The following is a 19474-nucleotide window of genomic DNA, read 5'->3' on the forward strand; positions in this document are numbered from 1 at the left end:
AGCGCTGACGCAACTTTCAAGTCCTTTTTATCTCCCCGGCTCCAGCCTCAGCTCATGCTCCTTCGCCGACTGCACGGCCGCGTCTGTGAATGCCAAGGTGAAAGTCTTGTTGTTGTACCAGGCGTCCCAGTGGTCCATATTGTGTGGACTAAACGGCTGGCCGGATTCGCCCAGCACAATGTTGAAAGTGGACGCGTCCAGGTTGGAAAAATCTACGGTCATCCGCTCCGATGGTCCAAAGCCCCGGCCGACCTGTTTGATCGTATAGCCCCCGCCGGATTGCGGCTTCATGCCCGGCCCGGCGATGCCAGCGTGGCCGTGCAGTATGGGCAAGCCGCTGAACACCGGGTGGCTGATCACCACCGGATACACGTCGCCGTACTTCCACGAGTGCAGATCGGCGGGCGCATCTTTGAGCGCCTTCTCCACCGCGGCGGTGAGCAGGTCATCAAAGTTGGCGTAGCCCGGAGGCAGCCAGCGTGCGGGTTGCTCGCGGACAATGTTTTCCAGGGCCACAGCGGATTGTGACCATTCGTAGTTCTCGGCATCGTTGCCCAGCTTGGGCTCCAGCAGCATCTCCCACAGCGCGCGGCGGGCGCGCACTTCGATGGTTGGCGCAGCATAGTCGGCCAGCATGCGGCCGTCCCAGCCGTCCATTTCTTTGGCGGCCTGCCTAGCGCGCTCCGTGGCCTTGGAGCTGTGCGCAATCGCGTAAGTAAACTTCTCGGCAAAGAAGCGGTCGTAGTCTGACGTGACGTCCGTCTGGATGGCCAGCATGTCAGCGGGCGAAAACTTTTTGCCCGACTTCAGCAGTTGATAAATATGCTCGGCGCGATACGGCGGGAACCACTGCGTCGCCAGTTGAAACGGGTAGCCCTCCGGCGTGATCTTGGAGTTGGCCGTGGCGATGATTCCTGAAGGCGGATTGTACAGGTTCGGCAACTTGTCGAAAGGTAGGTAACCGATCCAGTCATGCTTGCCGTCAGCGCCATTGACCGGCACCGTTCCATCGCCTGCGGCGCGCAGCGGCACAAAGCCCATGGGCTGATAGCCGATGTTGCCGTCCACGTCGGCATACACCACGTTCTGTGACGGCGTCGCGAACACGGACAGCGCTTTGCGGAACTGCTCCCAGTTCTGCGCCGAATCAAGATCAAACAGCGGCACATTGATGGCCTGCGAATCGTAGATCAGCCAGCCCAGAGCGATCTGTCGCGTCTCACCGCGCAGCAGACTCGTGATAATCGGCCCGTGGCGCGTTACCACCACATCAAAGCCAACGTCAGGCTGGCCCTTTACGTGGATGATCTGGTGGTCAATCTCGGGTTTCTGCCATCCGGTAGGTGTTTGATACTCGCCCGCGGCATTAAAGTTTTCGATGAACAGGTCCTGCACGTCAGGATTGAGATTGGTAAAGCCCCACGCGATGCGCTGGTTGTGGCCCACGCTGATGAACGGCAGGCCGGGAAGGGAGAAGCCTTCCATGTTGAAGTCGCCGGAGTGCAGCTGGAGCTCATACCACACACCGGGAACGCGGTGGGGAAGATGCATGTCATTCGACAGCAGCGGCTTGCCGGACACGGTATGCGCGCCGGAAACCACCCAGTTGTTCGATCCCGGCACGCAGGCTTCGCATTCGGCCTCTTCTTGAAACCCTTCTTGGAAGCCGGGAGCAGTTGCGCGGTCCCCAAGCGCGATTGCGCGATCTGCGAGCGAAGCAGGCGAAGACGAACGGCTATGTTGTGCGGGCGCCTTTTCTTTGTCACTCTTTTTCTTTTCAATCTGGACTGGACTTGCCGAAGTGTTTGCGACGCTGCCCGCTTCGCTGGCTGGCGGATGGTCGCGCTTGGAACTCGGTGGATAGAGGTCAGCCATCAGCTCCGGCGAAAGCTTCGCGCCGATCTTCTCCCGCCAGTACTCGGTCGTGTATTGCGGGTTGAGCAGTTGGCTCATGCCGATCCCGATCAGCAGCGAGTCCGCCGGCGACCACGCGCGCGGCTTGTAGCCCAGCAGGTGGAACTCCATGGGCAAATTGTCCTGGTGCTGGGCGATGTAGGCGTTCACGCCTTTTGCATACGCCTCAAAGAACACGCGGTCGCGGGTCGTAAGCTGAGCGGCAACGCGCTCGGCCACCGTGCGCAGACGCATGATGCGCTGCTGCTTGTCGTAATCCACCCAGGTCTGGCGCGGGCGCGCGGCAACGCCTGGCCGCGGCGCAGGCTGCGCGGGGCCGCTGCTGGCAGGGAAGATCTCGGCCATCTCGCCGCCTACCGCCCGGCGCGTCAGGTCCATCTGCCACAGGCGGTCTTGCGCCGTCACGTAGCCTTGCGCGAAGAACAGGTCGGGAAGGTTCGCCGCCGTCAGGTGCGGGACACCGTGCGCGTCGCGAATCACGGAGACCGGCGCCTGCAATCCCGCCAACTGGATGGTGCCGTCAAGTTGCGCCAGAGAACGCCGCGCCGTGCTGTAAAACCAGAAAAAGGCCAGTGTGGCGGCGATGATCGCCAGCAAAACGATCCAAAGTAGGACCTTGAAAGTCAGTCCCAGAAGGCTTCGGCGGGCAACGGGTGCAGCAACAGTGGTTGTGGCCATGGGTTGCGATTGTAAGGGAAGGCCGCCGACCACGACAATCAGGAACGCGGCTCATCTCTGCTGGGGATGGATTCGCTTGGCCGCGGCTCATGCTTGCGGCTCCTGAAGAGCACTACAAGAAACGTTACAACGCCGACTGCAAACCCGGCTGGAATGCCAAAGATGAAGGTTGCCAGGCCGGCCATCGTTTCGTCTGGATGGAGAGTAACCAACAAAATACCGCCGGGAATCCAGACAATGACAAAGGTGATAAAGAAAGCCAGCACGGCAGCGATTGTGGCCTTGCCCCAACTCAACTGGGCCTCCTCATTATTACATGCAGCAATCATCGCACGGGATTTCTCGTTCCTCGCCTCGCTCCCGCAAGGTTTTTGCCATGAGGCTGGAAGGCCCGAGTATAATGAAAATGAATTTCAATTTCATTTGGCCGGTGACACGTATTTCCCGGCTTCGCACTCATGCTGCAGAAGAGAATTGACGATCATGCTCCGCCCACGCGCGAATCCATGCGCGAGGCGCAGGAGATTTTCTACAAACACCTGAAGCGCGTCGGCCTCAAGCACACCGACCAGCGTGACACCATCCTGGGCACCTTCCTGGAGACTCGGGACCATCTTTCCACCGACGAACTGTTCCGCCTGGTGCGCAAGAAGGACTCCAAGATCGGCTTCACCACCGTCTATCGCACGCTCAAACTGCTGGCCGAATGCGGACTGGCCAGCATGGTGCCGTTCCCTGACGGGATGACCCGCTACGAACACCAGTTCAACCGCCGCAGCCATCACCACATGGTGTGCACCGAGTGTGGCGCGTCAGTGGAGTTTTTCTCGCCGGAAGTCACGCGCATCGAAGAGGAGATCGGCCGCAAATACCACTTTGACGCCACCCGGCACAACTTCCAGATCTACGGCGTCTGCGAAGATTGCCGCAAGAAGTCCAACCGGCGCCCGGCTTAGCCTGACCCCTGCATTCGCTGGGATGAAGCCGATGAAGCTAAAGCTCGCCTCTCGTTACAATGTTTCCGTGGCCATTTTGCGCCCATACCAGCCGCAGGATTTCACCCGCCTTCTGGAAATTGACCAGTCCTGCTTCGTGGAAGGCATTGCCTACACGGAAGAAGAGATCCGTTATTTCCTGGCGATGCCCGGCGCCAGCGCCTTGGTAGCGGAAGACGCAGAAGACGCGGAAGGCCCAGGGCAGATTCTGGGATTCATCATCGCTGACCGCTTTCGCCCGCGACGCACCTCGCCCTACATGGGCCGCATCATCACCATTGACGTGTTACCGCAGGCGCAAGGCAGCGGCGTGGGAGCGCTACTGATGGCCGGGGCGGAAGCTCAATTGAAGCAAGGCGAATGTGATCTTGTTTGCCTTGAAGTCGCCGTGGACAACCCACGCGCCATCCGTTTCTACAAGAAACATGGATATACCGTCTTGAAGACCTTGCCGCGTTATTACCTGGATTCGATTGACGGTCTTTTGATGGTCAAGAAGTTGTAACGGACTTAGGACTTCGCCGCAGCAAATACCTAGGCGTCCTTTCTTAAGTTGTTCTAAGAATTCGACTTTTCCGCTATGACCAAAAGTCATGCGGATGCACAGCTGGGCAGTGATATTGTAGGGTCAAGTGAATTCCTTGGTAGAGGCTCCTAGCAGTGCAACAAGGAAAGATCCAAGAAGCGGGTGACCCACGGTCCGGCCTGCGTGAACAAGCCGTTAGTGATAGTTCAGATGTTGCTCTGCGAAAGAGCGAGGCCCTATTTCGCGCGCTGATCGAGAACAGCTCAGACGCTGTCGCATTGCTCGATGCCAGCTTGAATGTTCTTTACGCCTCGCCTGCAGCCGACCGGCTCCTCGGGCATTCTCCCGGCGAAATCAAGCAAGGTTTTGACTTATGTCACCCGCAGGACCATGAAAAAATGGCGGGCATGTTGAAGGAATGTGTAGGCAACCCAGGAAGGGCCGTTCATGGCGTCCTTCGCATGCGCCACAAAGACGGTTCCTGGAAATGCGTAGAAGGCACTCTGACCAACCTGCTGGATGATCCGAATGTAGCCGGCATTGTTGGTTACGGCCGCGATATCACAGAAAGAGTCCACGCCCAGGAAGCGTTGCGCGCCTCCGAAGAGAAATTCAAGCGTGCTTTTGGCTCCAGTCCCGACGCCTTGACCATCACAACTGTGGCCGGAGGGCTGTACCTGGAGATCAACGAAGCTTTCGAGCGGCTCAGCGGTCACACCCGCGCCGACGTGATTGGCAAATCAGCGGGGCAGATCGGTGTTTGGGCCGATCCTGAAGACCGTGTCCGTATTCTGGACGAATTGAGAAAGAACGGCTGTGTCCAGAGTATGGAAACCACCTTCCGCAGAAAAGACGGAACAATTTTCCCGGCCCAGATGTCGGCGGAGCTCATTGAAATGGACGGAATCCAGTGCATGCTCGCCATCTCGCGGGACGTCACTGCCCTTAAACAGGCCGAGCAGGACTTGCGGAGCTCCGAAGAGCAATATCGTTCGACGATTCAGCAGGCCCCGTATGGCATTTGTCGGACGGTCCCTGAAGGGCGCATGACCATGGTCAATTCTGCGCTGGTCAAGCTACTGGGCTACACCACGGCCGAGGAAGTCCTGGCGCTGAATCTGGCCAGGGACGTTTATCGCGACCCCAAAGACCGGGAGCAGTTGATGGCCATGGCCCACGGTCGTACCCCTCCGGATTGGCCGTTCTCGACCGTATGGAAACGAAAAGACGGGGCTGACATCAACGTCCAGCTGGCTGGACGGGTCATCCTGGACGAGCGCAAGCAGCCGCGTGAATTTGAAGTATTTGTGGAAGACGTGACCAAGCAGCAGGCCCTGGAAAGCCAACTCCGGATGGTGCAGAAGATGGAGGCCGTGGGCCAGCTTGCCGGGGGTGTCGCCCACGATTTCAACAACCTGGTGATGATCATAGGCAGCCGGGCCGCGATGATCCTGGACGCCGCGGGCGACCAGAAACATGTGGTAGCTCAGGCCGAAGAAATTGTCCGCGGCACGCGCCGCGCGGCGGTCCTGATCAAGCAGTTGCTGGCCTTTAGCCGCAAGCAGGTGCTGCAACCGAGCGTAGTGAACCTGAACCTGATCCTGGCAGAGATGGAGAAGGTTCTGCCCCGGCTCATCGGAGAGAACATTGAGATCAGTATCACAGCCTCACCCTTGATCGGTAAGGTCAAGGTGGACCGCGGCCAGTTTGAGCAAGTCGTGATGAATTTAGCCATCAATGCACGGGATGCCATGCCGGAAGGCGGCAAGCTGGTGATTGAAACCAGTGCCGTAGAGCTGGGAGAGGACTTTGTGTCCGCTCATCCTAACGCCCAGGCCGGAAGCTACGTGTTGCTTGCGGTCAAAGATAGCGGCGCTGGCATGGACCAGGACACCTTGGCGCGCATTTTTGAGCCGTTTTTCACCACGAAAGGGCGCGGCCGCGGCACTGGACTGGGGCTGGCCATGGTTTACGGCATTGTGGAGCAAAGCGGCGGGTTTATTTCTGTGTGCAGCGCTCCGGGCCAGGGAACCACCTTCAGTATTTATCTCCCCGTCGTGGCGGAAACCAGCCAGGTTGTCCAGTCCGAAGAGGTATTGCCGGAGCCGCCAGGCGGCACGGAGGCCATCCTGGTGGTGGAAGATGAAGATGCTCTGCGCACGGTGTGCGCCGGAGCTCTTCGCTCCAGGGGATACAAGGTTTGGGAGGCCGCCAACGGCGCCGAAGCCCTCAAGATCTGCAACGCGAAACCTGACGCCATTCAACTTCTGCTAACGGACGTGATCATGCCGGGCATGAGTGGCGCCGAACTGTCCCGACAGGCGAAAGCCTTGCACCCGAACATGCGCACCATTTTCATGTCCGGTTACAGTGGCACGGCCGTGGATTCAACTACACTCCAGGCCCCGGATGCTTATTTGCACAAACCTTTTGACATGGCCAGGCTGGCCCGGCAGGTCCGGACAACGCTGGACTACCGCTCCTGACCAGCAACCGCCCGCTTTTTCCCGCGTGCTAGAATCCTCAGTCTTTGGCCCCCTGACTTATGGCATCGGAAAAAGCGCATGGCGCGCTCAGAATCGCGATTGACAGCGGCGGAACCTTTACCGACTGTGTATGGCTGCACGATGCCGGCTCGTCGCGTGGACGCGTGGTGTTGCGCGTGCTGAAGGTTTTCTCCACGCCCGCCGATCCATCGCAAGCCATCGCCAGCGCGGTGCAGACCATCGCCGCGGAAAGTCCTCAGGTCACCATTCTGCACGGCACCACCGTGGGCACCAACACGTTGCTGCAGCGCAAAGGCGCGCGCGTGGCTTTTGTGACCACCGCGGGTTTTGAAGATTCAGTGGAGATCGGGCGGCAGAACCGTCCGCAGCTCTATAACTTTTTCTTTGAAAAGGACCCGCCACTGGCCGCCGCGGACATGCGTTTTGGCGTGGACGAACGCACCGCCGCCGACGGCAAAGTGCTGCGCTACCCAAAGACTGAAACCCTGATGCAATTGGCCAGTCGGATCAGGGCGCAGAAAGCGCAGTCCATCGCGTTGTCGCTGCTGTTTTCGTTTGCCAATCCGGAGAACGAACGAGCCGTGGCCCGCGAGCTGAGCGGGCTGGGAATACCGGTCTCCGTCTCGCACCAGATTCTGCCGGAGTTTCGCGAATACGAACGCGCCAGCACCGTACTGGTGAACGCTTATCTCCAGCCGGTGATGCAGCGTTACCTGGAGAGTCTGGAGCAGCGCCTGAGCGAACCCGGCGTGGCTCGCAGCGAGTACACGCACCGGGGCCAGCAGGCGGCGCGAAGAAATCCCGCGCGCATTTTCGTCATGCAATCCAGCGGCGGCATCACCGCCCTGACCACGGCGGCAGCGCAGCCCGTGCGGACGGTGCTCTCCGGACCTGCCGGAGGCGTGGTCGGTGCATCCGCCGTAGCGCGACGCAGCGGTTTCGAGCGCATCATCACCTTTGACATGGGCGGCACGTCCACCGACGTTGCGCTGGTGGACGGCCAGCCTTCCACCACCAATGAAGCTGACGTCGCCGGTGTGCCGGTGCGCGTCCCCGTGCTGGACATACACACCGTGGGCGCAGGCGGCGGCTCGCTGGCGCGCTTTGATGCTGGAGGAGCGCTGCGAGTAGGACCGGAATCCGCCGGCGCCGATCCCGGCCCCATCTGCTACGGACGAGGCGAGCGCCCCACCGTGACCGACGCCAATCTGCTTCTTGGCCGCTTGCCCGCCGGCCAATTCCTGTGCGGCGACTTCCAGCTCGATCTGCCGCGCACACAAAAGATTGTTCAGCACTGGCTCAAAGACACCGGCAGCCGGCTTTCTGTCGAAGACTTTTCCGCCGGCGTGGTGCGCGTGGTGAATGCCAACATGGAGAAAGCCATTCGCGTGGTGTCCATTGAGCGCGGCCACGATCCTCGCCAGTTCGCGCTGGTCGCTTTCGGCGGCGCCGGCGCCATGCACGCCTGCGAGCTCGCCGCATCGCTGCGTATTCCCAAAGTGGTTGTGCCGGCGCATCCCGGAGCCCTCTCCGCCTTGGGCATCTTGATCAGCGACGTGGTGAAAGACCATTCGCGGACGGTGCTGTTGCGCGTCCGCGAACTTCCCGCCCGCCAGTTGGAACAGATTTTCTCTGAGCTGCAGCGCGACGTGGCCGCCGAACTCAGCAAAGAAGACTGGCAGGGAAGCGCGATTTACGAGCAAAGCGTGGACGTGCGTTATCACGGACAAGGATACGAAATCAATCTCCCTTTCGGCGACGACCTGCTGCATCGCTTCCACGCCGAACACCAGCGCCGCTACGGCCACAGCGACCCGGCGCGCGAAATGGAGATCGTCACCGTGCGCCTGCGGGCGCGGGTAAGCTCTCCGGAGAAACTGGAGTCCATGCAGATCGAGTCCGGCGTGGGCAAGCTGGAGCAGGGAACGGCGGCGGTGTGGTTCGCGGGCAAGCGGATCAAAACAAAAATCTGGCCGCGAAATCTTCTCAAACCTGGCCGTCTCTACCGCGGCCCGGCGATCATCACCGAATACAGTGCAACGACCGTGGTGCCGCCGGAGATGGCGTTCCACGCGGACAAGGCGGGCAGTGTGATCATTGACGTTGGCTCCCAAGCCGTGCGCCGCAGCCAAAAGTAAGCTCAGGCCCGCTTGGCTGCCAGTCAATTATTTTGCGTGGCTCGCAACTCCATCAGCAAGCCCGGGTTCCAACTCCCAGGCCGACAAGGCCCAACAACCTCCTGTTGAAGGTGAAGTAAAGAGGCGCTCCACACGGGCGCCTTTTTTTGTCGCTGCGCTCCAAACCGCCGGCGATTGGATCAAGCTGAAGATCTTCATGCACTCGTTCGAGAGGTCCTTCGACTCCGCTACGCTTCGCTCAGGATTTCGGCTGGCGGCTCGGACGCCGCCAGAACGCCTCAAGCTCGGCGCGCAAGCCGGCCTCGCCACCACGAACCGGGCAGATGCAAGATTGGCGCGGCCAGCAAAAAGGCGTTACAGTGTTCAGGCTACGAGGGAAATACCTTGGCCGCGAGCCCGGCGGGCGCGGCGAGCGGCCCGCAACAGGCGCGGAAAAAACTCAGGTGAAGGAAAATCCGTAAGCGGTTTGGAGCGAAGCGACAAGAATAATGAAAGTTGCCATCCAAGGCGAGCGCGGAGCATTCAGCCACCAGGCTGCGCTTAAGCTGCTCCCCAAAGCGCAGGTGCTGGCGTGCAGCCGGTCCATTGAAGTCTTTGATGCCCTCGATTCGGGACGCGCCGGCGCCGCTGTCATCCCCGTGGAGAATACTCTGGCCGGCCCGGTGGGCGAGCACCTTGATCTTCTGCTGGAGCGCGATGTGTTCATCCACCGCGAGGTGCGGCTACGGATTGAGCACAACCTGATCGCTGCGCGGGGCGTTAAGCTGAAAGACATTCGGCAGGTGCTTTCACATCCAGTGGCGCTGGACCAGTGCCGCAACTTTTTCCGTCGCCACAACCGAATTTCGGCCGTCCCGTTTTATGACACCGCGGGCGCCGTCAAGCACGTGGTCGCCCAGGAACTGCGCGACGTGGCGGGGATCGCCAGCCGCCAGGCCGCCAAAGAGTATGGCGGCAAGATCCTGATGTCCGGCCTGGAAGATAATAAACAGAACGTCACCCGCTTTTTCCTCATCCTAAAGAAGAGGAAAGTTTCTGCCGACGCGGATACCACGTCGCTGGTATTTTCCTTGAAAAACGTGGCTGGGGCGCTCTTCAAGGCATTGAGCGTATTTGCTTTACGCGATTTGGACTTGAGCAAGATTGAGTCGCGGCCGGTACGCGGAAAGCCCTGGGAGTACTGCTTTTTCGTGGACGTCACGCGTGGCGACGACCAGCCTATGCGGTTGGCCCTGCGCCATCTTGAAGAAATTGCAGGGTTTGTTAAGGTCCTGGGCATTTACCCGCGGGCCCGATGAGAAGGGGATCGCAGTCATTGCACGTGGTCCACGGTTTTGACAGGACAGGTCGCCGACATCCACGGCTGGGCCGGGACGGGTCGCCGTGATCGGTAATACGGGCTAATATCAGGTGCCTGAAGGGTTTTCGCCAGAGTCGGGCCAGTTAGTACCAACGGTAATTTGCTGCTTTTAAGTAAATTGACTAGAATCCGCCCGGTTACAGGGAAGTCCCGGCAGAACAGCGGCTTGCATCCTTTTTGGGTACCCATTCATCAATATGTGAGTCTGTTATTATCAAGGATTAACTTATGGCCATAGACGACATCCGCGAAGAAGTCATACCCATCGCATCCGCCTCTGACGAGCTGCCGGCGGAACTTCAGAAATCCAGCGTCCCGGTTCTGCCGGTACGCGACACGGTCCTGTTTCCCCATGCGGTCCTGCCGCTGACCGTGGGGCGTGAAAGCTCCATCCAACTAATCAATTCGTTGGGAGAAGAAAAGACCATCCTGGTGGTGGCGCAGCGCGAAGCCCGTGTTGACAGCCCGCAGCCCGCCGACCTATACAGCATTGGCACCCTGGCCACCGTTCACAAAGTGGTCAAGATGCCCAACCAGAGTCTGTTTGTATTCACGGAAGGGTTGCGCCGCGGCAAGCTGGGCGAATTCAACCAGCTCACGCCTTTCATGCGCGCCAGCGTTGACCTGCTGGATGACACAGAGCCGGAAGAGTCGCCGGAAATCGAAGCGCTGCAGCGCAACGTCCTTACGTTGTTCCAGCAGATTGTGGCCGGATCGCCCACGCTGTCCGACGAACTGCAGACCGTGGCCATCAACATTGAAGAGCCCGGACGCCTGGTGGATTTTGTTGCGTCGTCGCTGCCGTTCCTCTCCACCAAAGACAAGCAGGAGATCCTGGAGACGGCGGAAGTCACCAAGCGTTTGCAGGCCATCAACCATCACTTGGCGAAAGAGCTGGAAGTCCAGCAACTGCGCAACAAGATCCAGACGGAAGTCCAGGACCAAGTGCAGCAGTCGCAGCGCGAGTACTACCTGCGCGAGCAGATGAAGGCCATCCAGAAGGAACTGGGCGAGCAGGACGAAACTCAGCGTGACGTGGAAGAGCTGCGCCAGAAGATTGAAGCCGCCGGCATGCCCGACGAAGTGAAGAAAGAGTCTTTGAAGGAACTCACGCGTCTGGCGCGCATGTCACCCATGGCCGCCGACTATTCGGTCACCCGCAATTACATTGAGTGGCTGGCCGTGCTGCCCTGGGCCAAGTCCAGCGGCGTGGTGGTGGACATCGGCAAGGCCCATGAAGTCCTGGACGCCGACCACTACGATCTGCAGAAAGTCAAAGACCGCATTCTCGATTATCTTTCCGTGCGCCGGCTCAAGCCCGGCATGAAAGGGCCGATTCTGTGCTTCGTCGGGCCTCCGGGCGTGGGTAAGACGTCACTGGGCCGCTCGATCGCGCGCGCGCTGGAGCGGAAGTTTGTGCGCCTCTCGCTGGGCGGCGTGCACGATGAAGCTGAAATTCGCGGCCATCGCCGTACCTACATCGGCGCGTTGCCGGGACAGATCATTCAGGGCATTCGCCGCGCGGAGACCAACGATCCGGTGTTCGTCCTGGACGAAGTGGACAAGCTCGGCCGCGACTTCCGCGGTGATCCTTCGTCGGCGCTGCTGGAAACGCTCGACCCGGAGCAGAACTCCACGTTCCGTGACAACTATCTGGACGTGCCGTTTGATTTGTCCAAAGTGCTGTTCATCTGCACCGCCAACATGCTGGACACCATTCCGGAGCCGCTGCGGGACCGCATGGAGATCATTGAACTCCAGGGCTACACCGAAGACGATAAGTACCACATCGCCGAGCGCTACCTGGTGCCCAAGCAGATCGAAGAGAACGGCCTGACCAAGGAGCAGATTGAAATTCCGGAAGACGCCGTCCGTTTCGTGATCCGGCATTACACGCGTGAAGCCGGCGTGCGCAATCTGGAGCGCAACCTGGGCACGCTGTGCCGCAAGCAGGCGCGGCGCATCGCGGAAAAGAAGGCGGAGAAGCTGGTCGTCACACCGGAAGTAGTGCAGGAGTTTCTGGGCGGAATCAAGATCCGCATTGATACTGAGATCGCCGAGCGCACCAAGCGCCCCGGCGTGGCGGTTGGACTGGCGTGGACGCCGTCAGGCGGCGACATCCTGTTCATCGAAGCCAACAAGATGAAAGGCAAGGGCGGCTTCACCATGACCGGACAAATCGGCCAGGTCATGCAGGAATCTATGCAAGCTGCGCTGACCTGGGTGCGGTCGAACGCCGTGCGGCTGGGAATTTCAGAAGACTTTTTCAAGGACCATGATATTCACATCCACGTGCCGGCGGGCGCCATTCCCAAGGACGGTCCTTCCGCGGGCGTGACCATGGCGACGGCGCTGGTTTCGTTGCTGACCGATCGCCGGGTGCGTCCGCTGACCGGCATGACGGGCGAGATCACGCTTAGCGGCAACGTGCTTCCCATCGGCGGCGTGAAGGAAAAGTTCCTCGCGGCCAAGCGTGCCGGCGTGAAAGACATACTTTTCCCCGCGGAAAACCGTATGAACGTGGAGGAAGACCTGACGCCCGAGCAACTGGAAGGCGTGAACATCCACTATGTCAGCATGATTGACGACGTTCTGGAGATCGCACTGCCCAGTTCCAAGCAGCAGGAGCGCCAGGATGCGGAAACCCGGGAGCAGGTGCTAAGCAACGTCTAAGAACAAATCGCGCATGATTCAAAGGGGCCCGGCTTGTTTGCCAAGGCCCCTTTTGCTTTGGATCCCCGCGCTAGCTGTCGCGAATCACGTCGCAAACTGCCGCGTGGAGAGTTCTTACGATGCGGCCTTCACACGACCTGCTGACGGGAGCTTTTCGTGGATGGTTTTTGTCCAGGTGCCGTCCGGATACCCGGTTCCGCTGGGTGGTTTGCCCTTGATGGGCCGGGTCTTGATATCGTACGAAAAGGTATAAAGCATCGCGCCTTGCTTGTGGCCTTGTGAGGGCTCCCATTGGCAAAGCTTAATCACGTCCGCCAAGGGCGTGAAGTTGTTGCTGGCAGGCTGCGGCGGTCCCATGCAACTGATGCCGATGGCCAGCTTCTCCGGACCTCCAATGGCCTTAGCATATTGATTGAAGAGTTGGATGGTGGTGTCGAAGCCCGGATATCCGGTGTAGTCCATGGTCGTCAGGTAATCGAGCGAATCGGCAAACTGCCCGAGGAAATTCAACATGCCTGTCCATGCGCTGTACACAGGGGCCGTCATCAGCGTCCCGCTGCCCAGGGTAGAGCGCAGTTGCTTGACCACGGTGATCAGCGTTGGACTCTGGAACGGCGGTTCGAAATCAATGTCAATTCCGTCAACGCCCCATTCCGTGATGGCGTTCTGCACGGTCTGCGCAAAACTCGATGGGTCCTTAATGGCGGCGAACTGCTGGGAGTTGATGGAAAGAAGGACCTTGGTGCCTTGAGCACGAACGGTTTTGATCCATCCCTGGATGGTCGCTGCCGAGTTTTGTTGGGTAAGGAAATTGAAGTCAAGTTGATCATCGCTGGTAATTCCAACGAAGGCCAGGGGAGCCACGTCAACGTAGGCGGGCATTTGATTCAAAGTAGGGGAATGACCGGGACCAGTAGGTTCCTGCCCGATCCAGTAGCTGGTGAACTGTTCAGGATTCATGGTCTTGCTCCGTTCTCCACTCGCCGTTGCGGCAAATGGAACTGCATCGGTGGTCAAGTATAGTCTTTGCGCAAGCCGGGGAATGAAGTCCAGCGAAGCAAAAAATTACCTTAGTAGGCTGCACCGTCCGGTAGTATCCAGACAAAAAAATCCGGAGTGGCTGCGACGACCACTCCGGACCAAGTATTACTGCGTTGTAGCTTTGCTTTGTCTGGACAATTGGATGTACGCGTCGCCCGCGCGGTTCACATAAATATTCAAGTCAACAAAACTTAACTTTTGGTCAGCGGGCTACCCAGGAGCCTCGCCCAATACTCAAGACGCCCAGATTCCATGGTTTCCGGTATGCTTAAGTACGCCATGCGCATACGGGTGCTGCTCTTCGGGCAGCTTCAAGACATTGCCGGAACAAAAGAAGCCCAGCTCGACCTGCCCGCCGGAGCCACGGTAGCCTCGGTGATGTCCCACTACGGGCAGCAATTTCCCAAGTTTCAGGCGCTGGCCGGCTCGGTTGCCTGTTCGGTGAACCAGGAGTATGCAGCCAGTTCCGCCGCGCTCAAAGACGGCGACGAAGTCGGCCTGTTGCCTCCGGTCAGCGGCGGCCAGGGCGCTTCCGAAACGGGGACTGGGGAAGAGGTGCGCGAACTGCGTACCGACCATTGTTCCATCGTCCGCGAGCCGATTGATCTCCAAGCCATCCAGGAAGAGCTTGCGGCCCCGGATGATGGCGCGGCCATCTTCTTTGCCGGCGTGGTCCGCAACAACACCCGCGGAAGGCGTACTTTGTACCTCGACTACCAGTCCTATGAGTCTATGGCCATCAATGAGATGGAAAAGCTTTCTCATGTAGCACTTGAACGGTTTAAGGTGCGCGATGTACGCCTGGCCCACCGCCTGGGGCGGCTGGAAATCGGGGAAACCAGTGTGCTGATCGGCGTAGCGTCGGCGCACCGGGCTGCGGCGTTTGAAGCCTGCCGCTGGCTGATAGATACCTTGAAAAAGACCGTCCCCATCTGGAAGAAGGAGTACTTTGAGGATGGCGCCGTGTGGGCGGACGGCGAGCCTTTCCCCGAGGAAATTCGCAAAGGGAAATAACCTTTGGCGGCAATTTGCATCTAACGAATCCTAGAATCCAATCCATATGAACGCTGACAAAGCGGGAGCTGCAGTAAAGCAGTTCAAGTTGACGTGGTGCGTGGTGTGGCTGCTGGCCGGTCTGGCCCACGCGCAAGCGCCGGGTCCTGCCAGCACGCCGCCCGAACCGCCTCGTCCTGCGGCCTCGCCGGCGCCCAAAGCCCCCAACCATGGACCCTCCTTCCGCGTGAACGTGCGCTTGGTGAACGTGTTTACCACGGTCACCGACGCCCACGGCACTCCCATCGCCGACTTGAGTAAAGACGATTTTCGCGTACTCGAAGACGGCATCCCGCAAAGTATCAACGTCTTCGACCGGGAATCCGAACTGCCGCTTAACATCGTCCTGGCCGTGGACACCAGCCAGAGCACGGTGCGCGACTTCAAGCTGGAAGTGGCGTCCGCGCGCAAGTTCGCGCGTTCTATCATGCGTCCCGTGGACCGCTTGTCGCTGTTCCAGGTGACCGAGAACGTTGACCAGGTCACCCGGGGATTCACGGCCGACCTGCGAGAGATTGAGCGCGCCATTGACCATCTGGAAATCGGCGCTGGGACTTCGCTCTATGACGCCATTTTCCTGGCGTCTGATGTGCTCATCAACCGCGAGGGACGCAAAGTTCTGGTGCTGATTACCGACGGCGGCGATACCACCAGCAAGTCCGACTACAATCGCGCGCTCAAGCGGGCCCAGCAAGCGGAAGCCATTGTCTACAGCATCATTGTGGTGCCGGTGGAAGCCGACGCCGGCCGCAACACCGGCGGCGAGCACGCTCTCATCCAGATTTCGCATGACACCGGCGGCAAATACTTCTACGCGGAAAGTATGGCCAAGCTGGACGAGGCGTTCCGCCAGGTCAGCAAGGAACTGCGCACGCAATACCTGATCGCCTACTATCCCAATCGCCAGGTGGCCGATTCGCCCTTCCGCCGCATCCAGGTCCAGGTGAACAAGCCAGGCGCCGACGGCAAGACGTATCAGGTGCGCCATCGCGCCGGCTACTACACTGCACCGGCCCGGTAAACGCGCCGGGGTCTCACTTCCAAGTGAAGATGGTGAATGAGGTTTCCACCAGCATTTCATAGCTGAATGGTTCGCCATTCTTGCGCGCCGGTTGAAAGCGCCATCGCCGGACTGCTTTGACCGATTGCTCTCCCAGATCAGGTTGGACAGCCTCCAGCAAGCAGGCGCGTTTCACACTGCCGTCTGCGCCGACCTGAATGAGCACGCGGGCCCCTCCATTGACGTGCGCTTTGCGAGATATCTCACCGTACTCGGGCTCCGGCGTATACACGTGCTTGGGAAATGTTATGTCTTTTGGCGGGGGATTCGGCGGCGTCCCGGTACATGGCTCGCCGGTAGTGGTGTCCACCGGCTTTTCCACCCGCATGACCATGGGCTGCGGAAGGCCTGGAGGCGGGCCGGAGGTCTTAGGCGGACGTGCGGGTACATCTTTGCTTTTGCTATCAGCCAAAAGGAATACTGACCAGTCGCTTACTTTCCCCGGATGTCCGGCCTTGTCTACGGCCCAAACTCGCCAACTTCCTGACCGGCCGGCAGGCATCGAATAAGAGTACGGGCTGTCTACCATCCAGGCGGAGTGCGTGACCCGGCTGGTTTCAGAACACCAGCGGCCGTGGTCGCAGCAGCTGAAGCAATCAATTTCGACTCCGTAGGTCGCAGCGCCATCCACCGGCGCCCATTCCAGCCGCACAAAGTTGCCCGCGGAAGCCGGCACTTGCGCATTGTTGACCGGAGCTTTCTGCTGCGGCGGCGGCAGCGGTTCGGCCTTGCTGGGGTCTGTACTCTGTGCGCTCGCGCCAACACTGCCGGCAGTCAAGACCAAGAACAGCGTTGTCAACAGACGATTCATGGCTTTCACCTTTGCTGGATCGGGCATTTTAACTGCTGGATCGGGCATTTTATCGCACTTTCAAATCGTCTTTGCATCGGCGGCGAAGGGTGCCGTCCGGCGGCGCGCTGCAGTCCCCCGAGTCCAGCATCGCTGGCCGATTACTCAAGTACAGCATCTATCTGAGTGCTGAATGCTGATTGCTGAATGCTGTTTTTGCGTTACAATCTCGGCATGCCTTTCCGTCCGCCTTCACCTGGTTTTTCCGCCAAGAAACCGGCCAAAACGCCGCCCCCCGACGATACCGGCATGGAGCCCGCGTACCTGAAAGCTCTGGGCGAAAAACAAACGCCGGTGGCGGTGAAGCTGCTGTCCGGCGAGCAGTTCTACGGCTGGATCGAGTACTACGACGTGGCCATGGTCCGCCTCACCCGCGATGACGGCCCCAATTTGTTCATCTTCAAGCATGAAATCATGTTCATTGCGGAAGATAACGGGCGCCGCGCCCGCTGATGCCCCAGCCGTCCCACGACTTTTTGCCACCCATGCAGGAACTGGCGCGCGAAGCCGGCGCGCTGCTGATGTCGTTTTTCGGCAAAGTCTCCATCGAGTACAAAGGCGAAGCCGACCTGGTGACCAAAGCTGACCGCGCTGCGGAAAAGCTGATCGTCGAGCGCATCCGCAAGCAGTGGCCGCACCACGACCTGCTGGGCGAAGAAGGCAGCCGCACCGAAACCGGTAGCGACTATCGCTGGTACATTGATCCCCTTGACGGCACCACCAACTTTGCCCACGGCTACCCGGTATTCTGCGTCTCGCTGGGACTGGACTACAAAGGTGAACGCATCGCCGGCGTGATCTTTGATCCCTGTCGCGACGAAATGTTCGCCGCGGAGAAGGGAAGCGGTGCGCAGCTGATTTCAGGACGTCCCGGTACGCCAGTTCCCAGTGGTCAGCTTTCCGGTGAACGACTGCCTAGTGATCAGCTTTCCGGCGGGCCAACTCCCGGCGGGCAGCTTGAAGCCCGCGCCATCCGCGTTTCCCCGACCGCGCATCTGGTGGAAAGCCTGATCGCCACCGGCTTTCCCAGCTACAAGCGCCATAAAAACCCCAACATTCACTTCTACCATCAGCTTACGCTGCGTTCTCACGGGGTGCGCCGCGCGGGCTCGGCCGCGCTGGACCTTTGCTACGTCGCCTGCGGACGCTATGACGCGTTCTGGGAATTCAACCTGAATCCCTGGGACACCGCCGCGGGCGTGCTGATCGTCCAGGAAGCCGGCGGCGCGGTGACCAACTTTTCCGGCGGGCCGTTCACGATTGACAGCCAGCAAGTCCTGGCCAGCAATACTTTGCTCCACGACGAACTGCTCAAGGAATTTGCCGCGATCTTTGCCGGCCGGGTGGAAGGCTTGCCTAGTGTGGAGGAGTACCAGCGGTCGCGGTGACCGCTGGAAGAAACTTACCGCGGGTCTTCGCGGATGAGCGCGGATCAAGACGCAAAACCTAACGTAGAGACGTAGCACCGCTACGTCTCCGGTTACGGCGATCCCTCCGCCTCTACTTCTTCCTCTCCCGTACGTGGTCTATATCTTCGCGCCCAGCGCCTCCAGCATGGCCTTCACGTCCTCGACGTGGCCGCCTTGGGGCGCGAGTTCGAGATACTTCTTCAGCGCTTCCACCGTCCCCGGTGGCACAACGTACTTGCTCTGCGCGTCGAGCTTGCCGCTGCCATAGAGCGCCGAGCCTCGGATGAAGTAAGCGTCAGCCTTGGTAGGATCGGCGGCGATGGCTTTGGCGCAGGCCGCAGCCGCCTCGTCCATCTTGCCGGCGTTGTACTGCGTGGCGCAGAGGTTGAAGTACGCGGTGCCGGGATTCGGACTCAGCGCCGCCGCCTTCTCATACGCGGCCAGGGCCTGGTCGGTCTTGCGCATCTTGAGATAGCAGTTGCCTTGGTTGGTGAGCATCTGGCCCACAACTGCCTTGATTCGGGCGGGATCGTCTTTAGGGCCGGCGCCGGCCTGCGCCACCTGAATGCCTTTGTCGTAGGTGTGGACCGCGTCTTCGTACTGCCCCAGGTTGAGCTGCGCTTCTCCCAGGCCGGAGTAGTAATCGTACCGGTCGGGCCGCAGTTCGATGAGTTGCTTGAAGCCGCTGGCTGCGTCCGCCCAGTTCTTGGCCTGCACGGCCGCGTTCGTCTGGGTGATGATGGCATTTTCCTTGAGCGCCGTTTCCCGCTGGGCCTTGAGGGCGTCAAGCTGTTCCTGGCTTGGCTTAGGCGCTTCCTGCGGCACAGTTCTCAGGTCCACGTTGAAAACCATTCCCGAGGGGTTCAGCCCTACGGTAAAAGATTTGCGGCTGAAAAGTAGCTCGCCCGTCCCGCTGATGATGGAGACGTCGTACAAGCCGTCAGGAAAGCCGACGCCGAAATAATCGCCGTTCTTTTCGGTCTTCATCTTGAAAGTCTTGTGCGTCGCAGTGTTGGTGTACGTCACTATAACGCTGGCCAGGGGCTTGCCGTCCCGGCCGATTACCTTGCCGCTGACTTTGGCCAACTGCGTTTGCGCAGACGCGTAACTTGTCAGGAACAATAGCGCTGCGACGGCCAGCAGGATTGAATGCTTTTTCATGGTTCGGCGAATCCTCTCTTCTTAGTGCAATTTAGTGCGATGGAATCCCCGGCTCGGCGAGCACCAGGGGCTTGCGAATCAGCATACGCGAATCTGACTCTAAACGTGG

The 19474-nt window shown here is 59.7% G+C and carries 15 protein-coding genes; 10 read left to right on the top strand and 5 right to left on the bottom strand.

The genetic code is table 11. The annotated features are described in order from the left end of the window. Nucleotides 1-27: 27 nt before the first annotated feature. The gene (locus LAO20_13950; protein MBZ5532530.1) at nucleotides 28-2592 is read right to left on the bottom strand and encodes a penicillin acylase family protein; all 2565 of its coding nucleotides are present in this window, start codon (nucleotides 2590-2592) and stop codon (nucleotides 28-30) included. Nucleotides 2593-2630: 38 nt separating this feature from the next. Further along, nucleotides 2631-2921 carry a hypothetical protein gene (locus LAO20_13955; protein MBZ5532531.1) on the bottom strand — a complete coding sequence of 97 codons (291 nt, stop codon included), beginning with the start codon at nucleotides 2919-2921 and terminating at the stop codon, nucleotides 2631-2633. A 177-nt stretch (nucleotides 2922-3098) separates the two neighbouring features. Here LAO20_13955 and LAO20_13960 point away from each other — a divergent pair, with 177 nt between their 5' ends. From LAO20_13960 to lon, 6 genes are all read left to right on the top strand, one after another. Continuing rightward, nucleotides 3099-3548 carry a transcriptional repressor gene (locus LAO20_13960; protein ID MBZ5532532.1) on the top strand — a complete coding sequence of 150 codons (450 nt, stop codon included), beginning with the start codon at nucleotides 3099-3101 and terminating at the stop codon, nucleotides 3546-3548. A 31-nt stretch (nucleotides 3549-3579) separates the two neighbouring features. Then, complete coding sequence (locus LAO20_13965; GenBank protein ID MBZ5532533.1) at nucleotides 3580-4092, top strand: GNAT family N-acetyltransferase; 513 nt, start codon at nucleotides 3580-3582, stop codon at nucleotides 4090-4092. Nucleotides 4093-4247: 155 nt separating this feature from the next. Beyond that, complete coding sequence (locus LAO20_13970) at nucleotides 4248-6599, top strand: PAS domain S-box protein (GenBank protein ID MBZ5532534.1); 2352 nt, start codon at nucleotides 4248-4250, stop codon at nucleotides 6597-6599. 59 nt (nucleotides 6600-6658) lie between these two features. Beyond that, nucleotides 6659-8758 carry a hydantoinase/oxoprolinase family protein gene (locus LAO20_13975; protein MBZ5532535.1) on the top strand — a complete coding sequence of 700 codons (2100 nt, stop codon included), beginning with the start codon at nucleotides 6659-6661 and terminating at the stop codon, nucleotides 8756-8758. Nucleotides 8759-9246: 488 nt separating this feature from the next. Continuing rightward, a complete protein-coding gene (pheA, locus tag LAO20_13980) occupies nucleotides 9247-10056 on the top strand; it encodes a prephenate dehydratase (protein ID MBZ5532536.1) in 810 nt (269 codons plus the stop codon). A gap of 290 nt (nucleotides 10057-10346) precedes the next feature. Beyond that, entirely contained in the window at nucleotides 10347-12791 is a 2445-nt protein-coding gene (lon, locus tag LAO20_13985; protein MBZ5532537.1) for an endopeptidase La, read from the top strand. A 114-nt stretch (nucleotides 12792-12905) separates the two neighbouring features. Here the strand turns inward: lon and LAO20_13990 are convergent, their stop codons facing one another. Beyond that, nucleotides 12906-13751 carry a hypothetical protein gene (locus LAO20_13990; GenBank protein MBZ5532538.1) on the bottom strand — a complete coding sequence of 282 codons (846 nt, stop codon included), beginning with the start codon at nucleotides 13749-13751 and terminating at the stop codon, nucleotides 12906-12908. A gap of 360 nt (nucleotides 13752-14111) precedes the next feature. On the opposite strand from LAO20_13990, the gene LAO20_13995 reads away from it, so the two are divergent. After that, the gene (locus LAO20_13995) at nucleotides 14112-14846 is read left to right on the top strand and encodes a molybdenum cofactor biosynthesis protein MoaE (GenBank protein MBZ5532539.1); all 735 of its coding nucleotides are present in this window, start codon (nucleotides 14112-14114) and stop codon (nucleotides 14844-14846) included. 46 nt (nucleotides 14847-14892) lie between these two features. Continuing rightward, a complete protein-coding gene (locus tag LAO20_14000) occupies nucleotides 14893-15906 on the top strand; it encodes a VWA domain-containing protein (GenBank protein ID MBZ5532540.1) in 1014 nt (337 codons plus the stop codon). Nucleotides 15907-15919: 13 nt separating this feature from the next. Here the strand turns inward: LAO20_14000 and LAO20_14005 are convergent, their stop codons facing one another. Further along, a complete protein-coding gene (locus tag LAO20_14005) occupies nucleotides 15920-16756 on the bottom strand; it encodes an energy transducer TonB (GenBank protein ID MBZ5532541.1) in 837 nt (278 codons plus the stop codon). Between the two features lie 213 nt (nucleotides 16757-16969). Here LAO20_14005 and LAO20_14010 point away from each other — a divergent pair, with 213 nt between their 5' ends. Next, nucleotides 16970-17248, top strand: coding sequence for an RNA chaperone Hfq (locus LAO20_14010; GenBank protein MBZ5532542.1), 279 nt, complete (start codon nucleotides 16970-16972; stop codon nucleotides 17246-17248). Next, nucleotides 17248-18183, top strand: a complete 936-nt coding sequence (locus LAO20_14015; GenBank protein ID MBZ5532543.1) for an inositol monophosphatase — start codon at nucleotides 17248-17250, stop codon at nucleotides 18181-18183. Before LAO20_14010 ends, LAO20_14015 begins: the two co-directional genes overlap by 1 nt. Before the next feature lie 138 nt (nucleotides 18184-18321). On the opposite strand, the gene LAO20_14020 is transcribed toward LAO20_14015, so the two are convergent. Then, nucleotides 18322-19365, bottom strand: coding sequence for a tetratricopeptide repeat protein (locus LAO20_14020; protein MBZ5532544.1), 1044 nt, complete (start codon nucleotides 19363-19365; stop codon nucleotides 18322-18324). Nucleotides 19366-19474 lie beyond the last annotated feature (109 nt).

The sequence above is a fragment of the Terriglobia bacterium genome (assembly GCA_020072815.1).
Taxonomy (GTDB): Bacteria; Acidobacteriota; Terriglobia; order Terriglobales; family Acidobacteriaceae; genus Angelobacter.

What these genes read in the sequence shown, in the direction of transcription:
- LAO20_14015 (MBZ5532543.1), top strand. Translation starts at nt 17,248, where the DNA reads ATGCCCCAGCCGTCCCACGACTTTTTGCCACCCATGCAGGAACTGGCG.
- LAO20_14020 (MBZ5532544.1), bottom strand. Translation starts at nt 19,365, where the DNA reads ATGAAAAAGCATTCAATCCTGCTGGCCGTCGCAGCGCTATTGTTCCTG.
- LAO20_13995 (MBZ5532539.1), top strand. Translation starts at nt 14,112, where the DNA reads ATGCGCATACGGGTGCTGCTCTTCGGGCAGCTTCAAGACATTGCCGGA.
- LAO20_13950 (MBZ5532530.1), bottom strand. Translation starts at nt 2,592, where the DNA reads ATGGCCACAACCACTGTTGCTGCACCCGTTGCCCGCCGAAGCCTTCTG.
- LAO20_14000 (MBZ5532540.1), top strand. Translation starts at nt 14,893, where the DNA reads ATGAACGCTGACAAAGCGGGAGCTGCAGTAAAGCAGTTCAAGTTGACG.
- LAO20_13960 (MBZ5532532.1), top strand. Translation starts at nt 3,099, where the DNA reads ATGCGCGAGGCGCAGGAGATTTTCTACAAACACCTGAAGCGCGTCGGC.
- LAO20_13955 (MBZ5532531.1), bottom strand. Translation starts at nt 2,921, where the DNA reads ATGATTGCTGCATGTAATAATGAGGAGGCCCAGTTGAGTTGGGGCAAG.
- LAO20_14010 (MBZ5532542.1), top strand. Translation starts at nt 16,970, where the DNA reads ATGCCTTTCCGTCCGCCTTCACCTGGTTTTTCCGCCAAGAAACCGGCC.
- LAO20_13965 (MBZ5532533.1), top strand. Translation starts at nt 3,580, where the DNA reads ATGAAGCTAAAGCTCGCCTCTCGTTACAATGTTTCCGTGGCCATTTTG.
- LAO20_13975 (MBZ5532535.1), top strand. Translation starts at nt 6,659, where the DNA reads ATGGCATCGGAAAAAGCGCATGGCGCGCTCAGAATCGCGATTGACAGC.
- LAO20_13990 (MBZ5532538.1), bottom strand. Translation starts at nt 13,751, where the DNA reads ATGAATCCTGAACAGTTCACCAGCTACTGGATCGGGCAGGAACCTACT.
- pheA (MBZ5532536.1), top strand. Translation starts at nt 9,247, where the DNA reads ATGAAAGTTGCCATCCAAGGCGAGCGCGGAGCATTCAGCCACCAGGCT.
- LAO20_14005 (MBZ5532541.1), bottom strand. Translation starts at nt 16,756, where the DNA reads ATGAATCGTCTGTTGACAACGCTGTTCTTGGTCTTGACTGCCGGCAGT.
- lon (MBZ5532537.1), top strand. Translation starts at nt 10,347, where the DNA reads ATGGCCATAGACGACATCCGCGAAGAAGTCATACCCATCGCATCCGCC.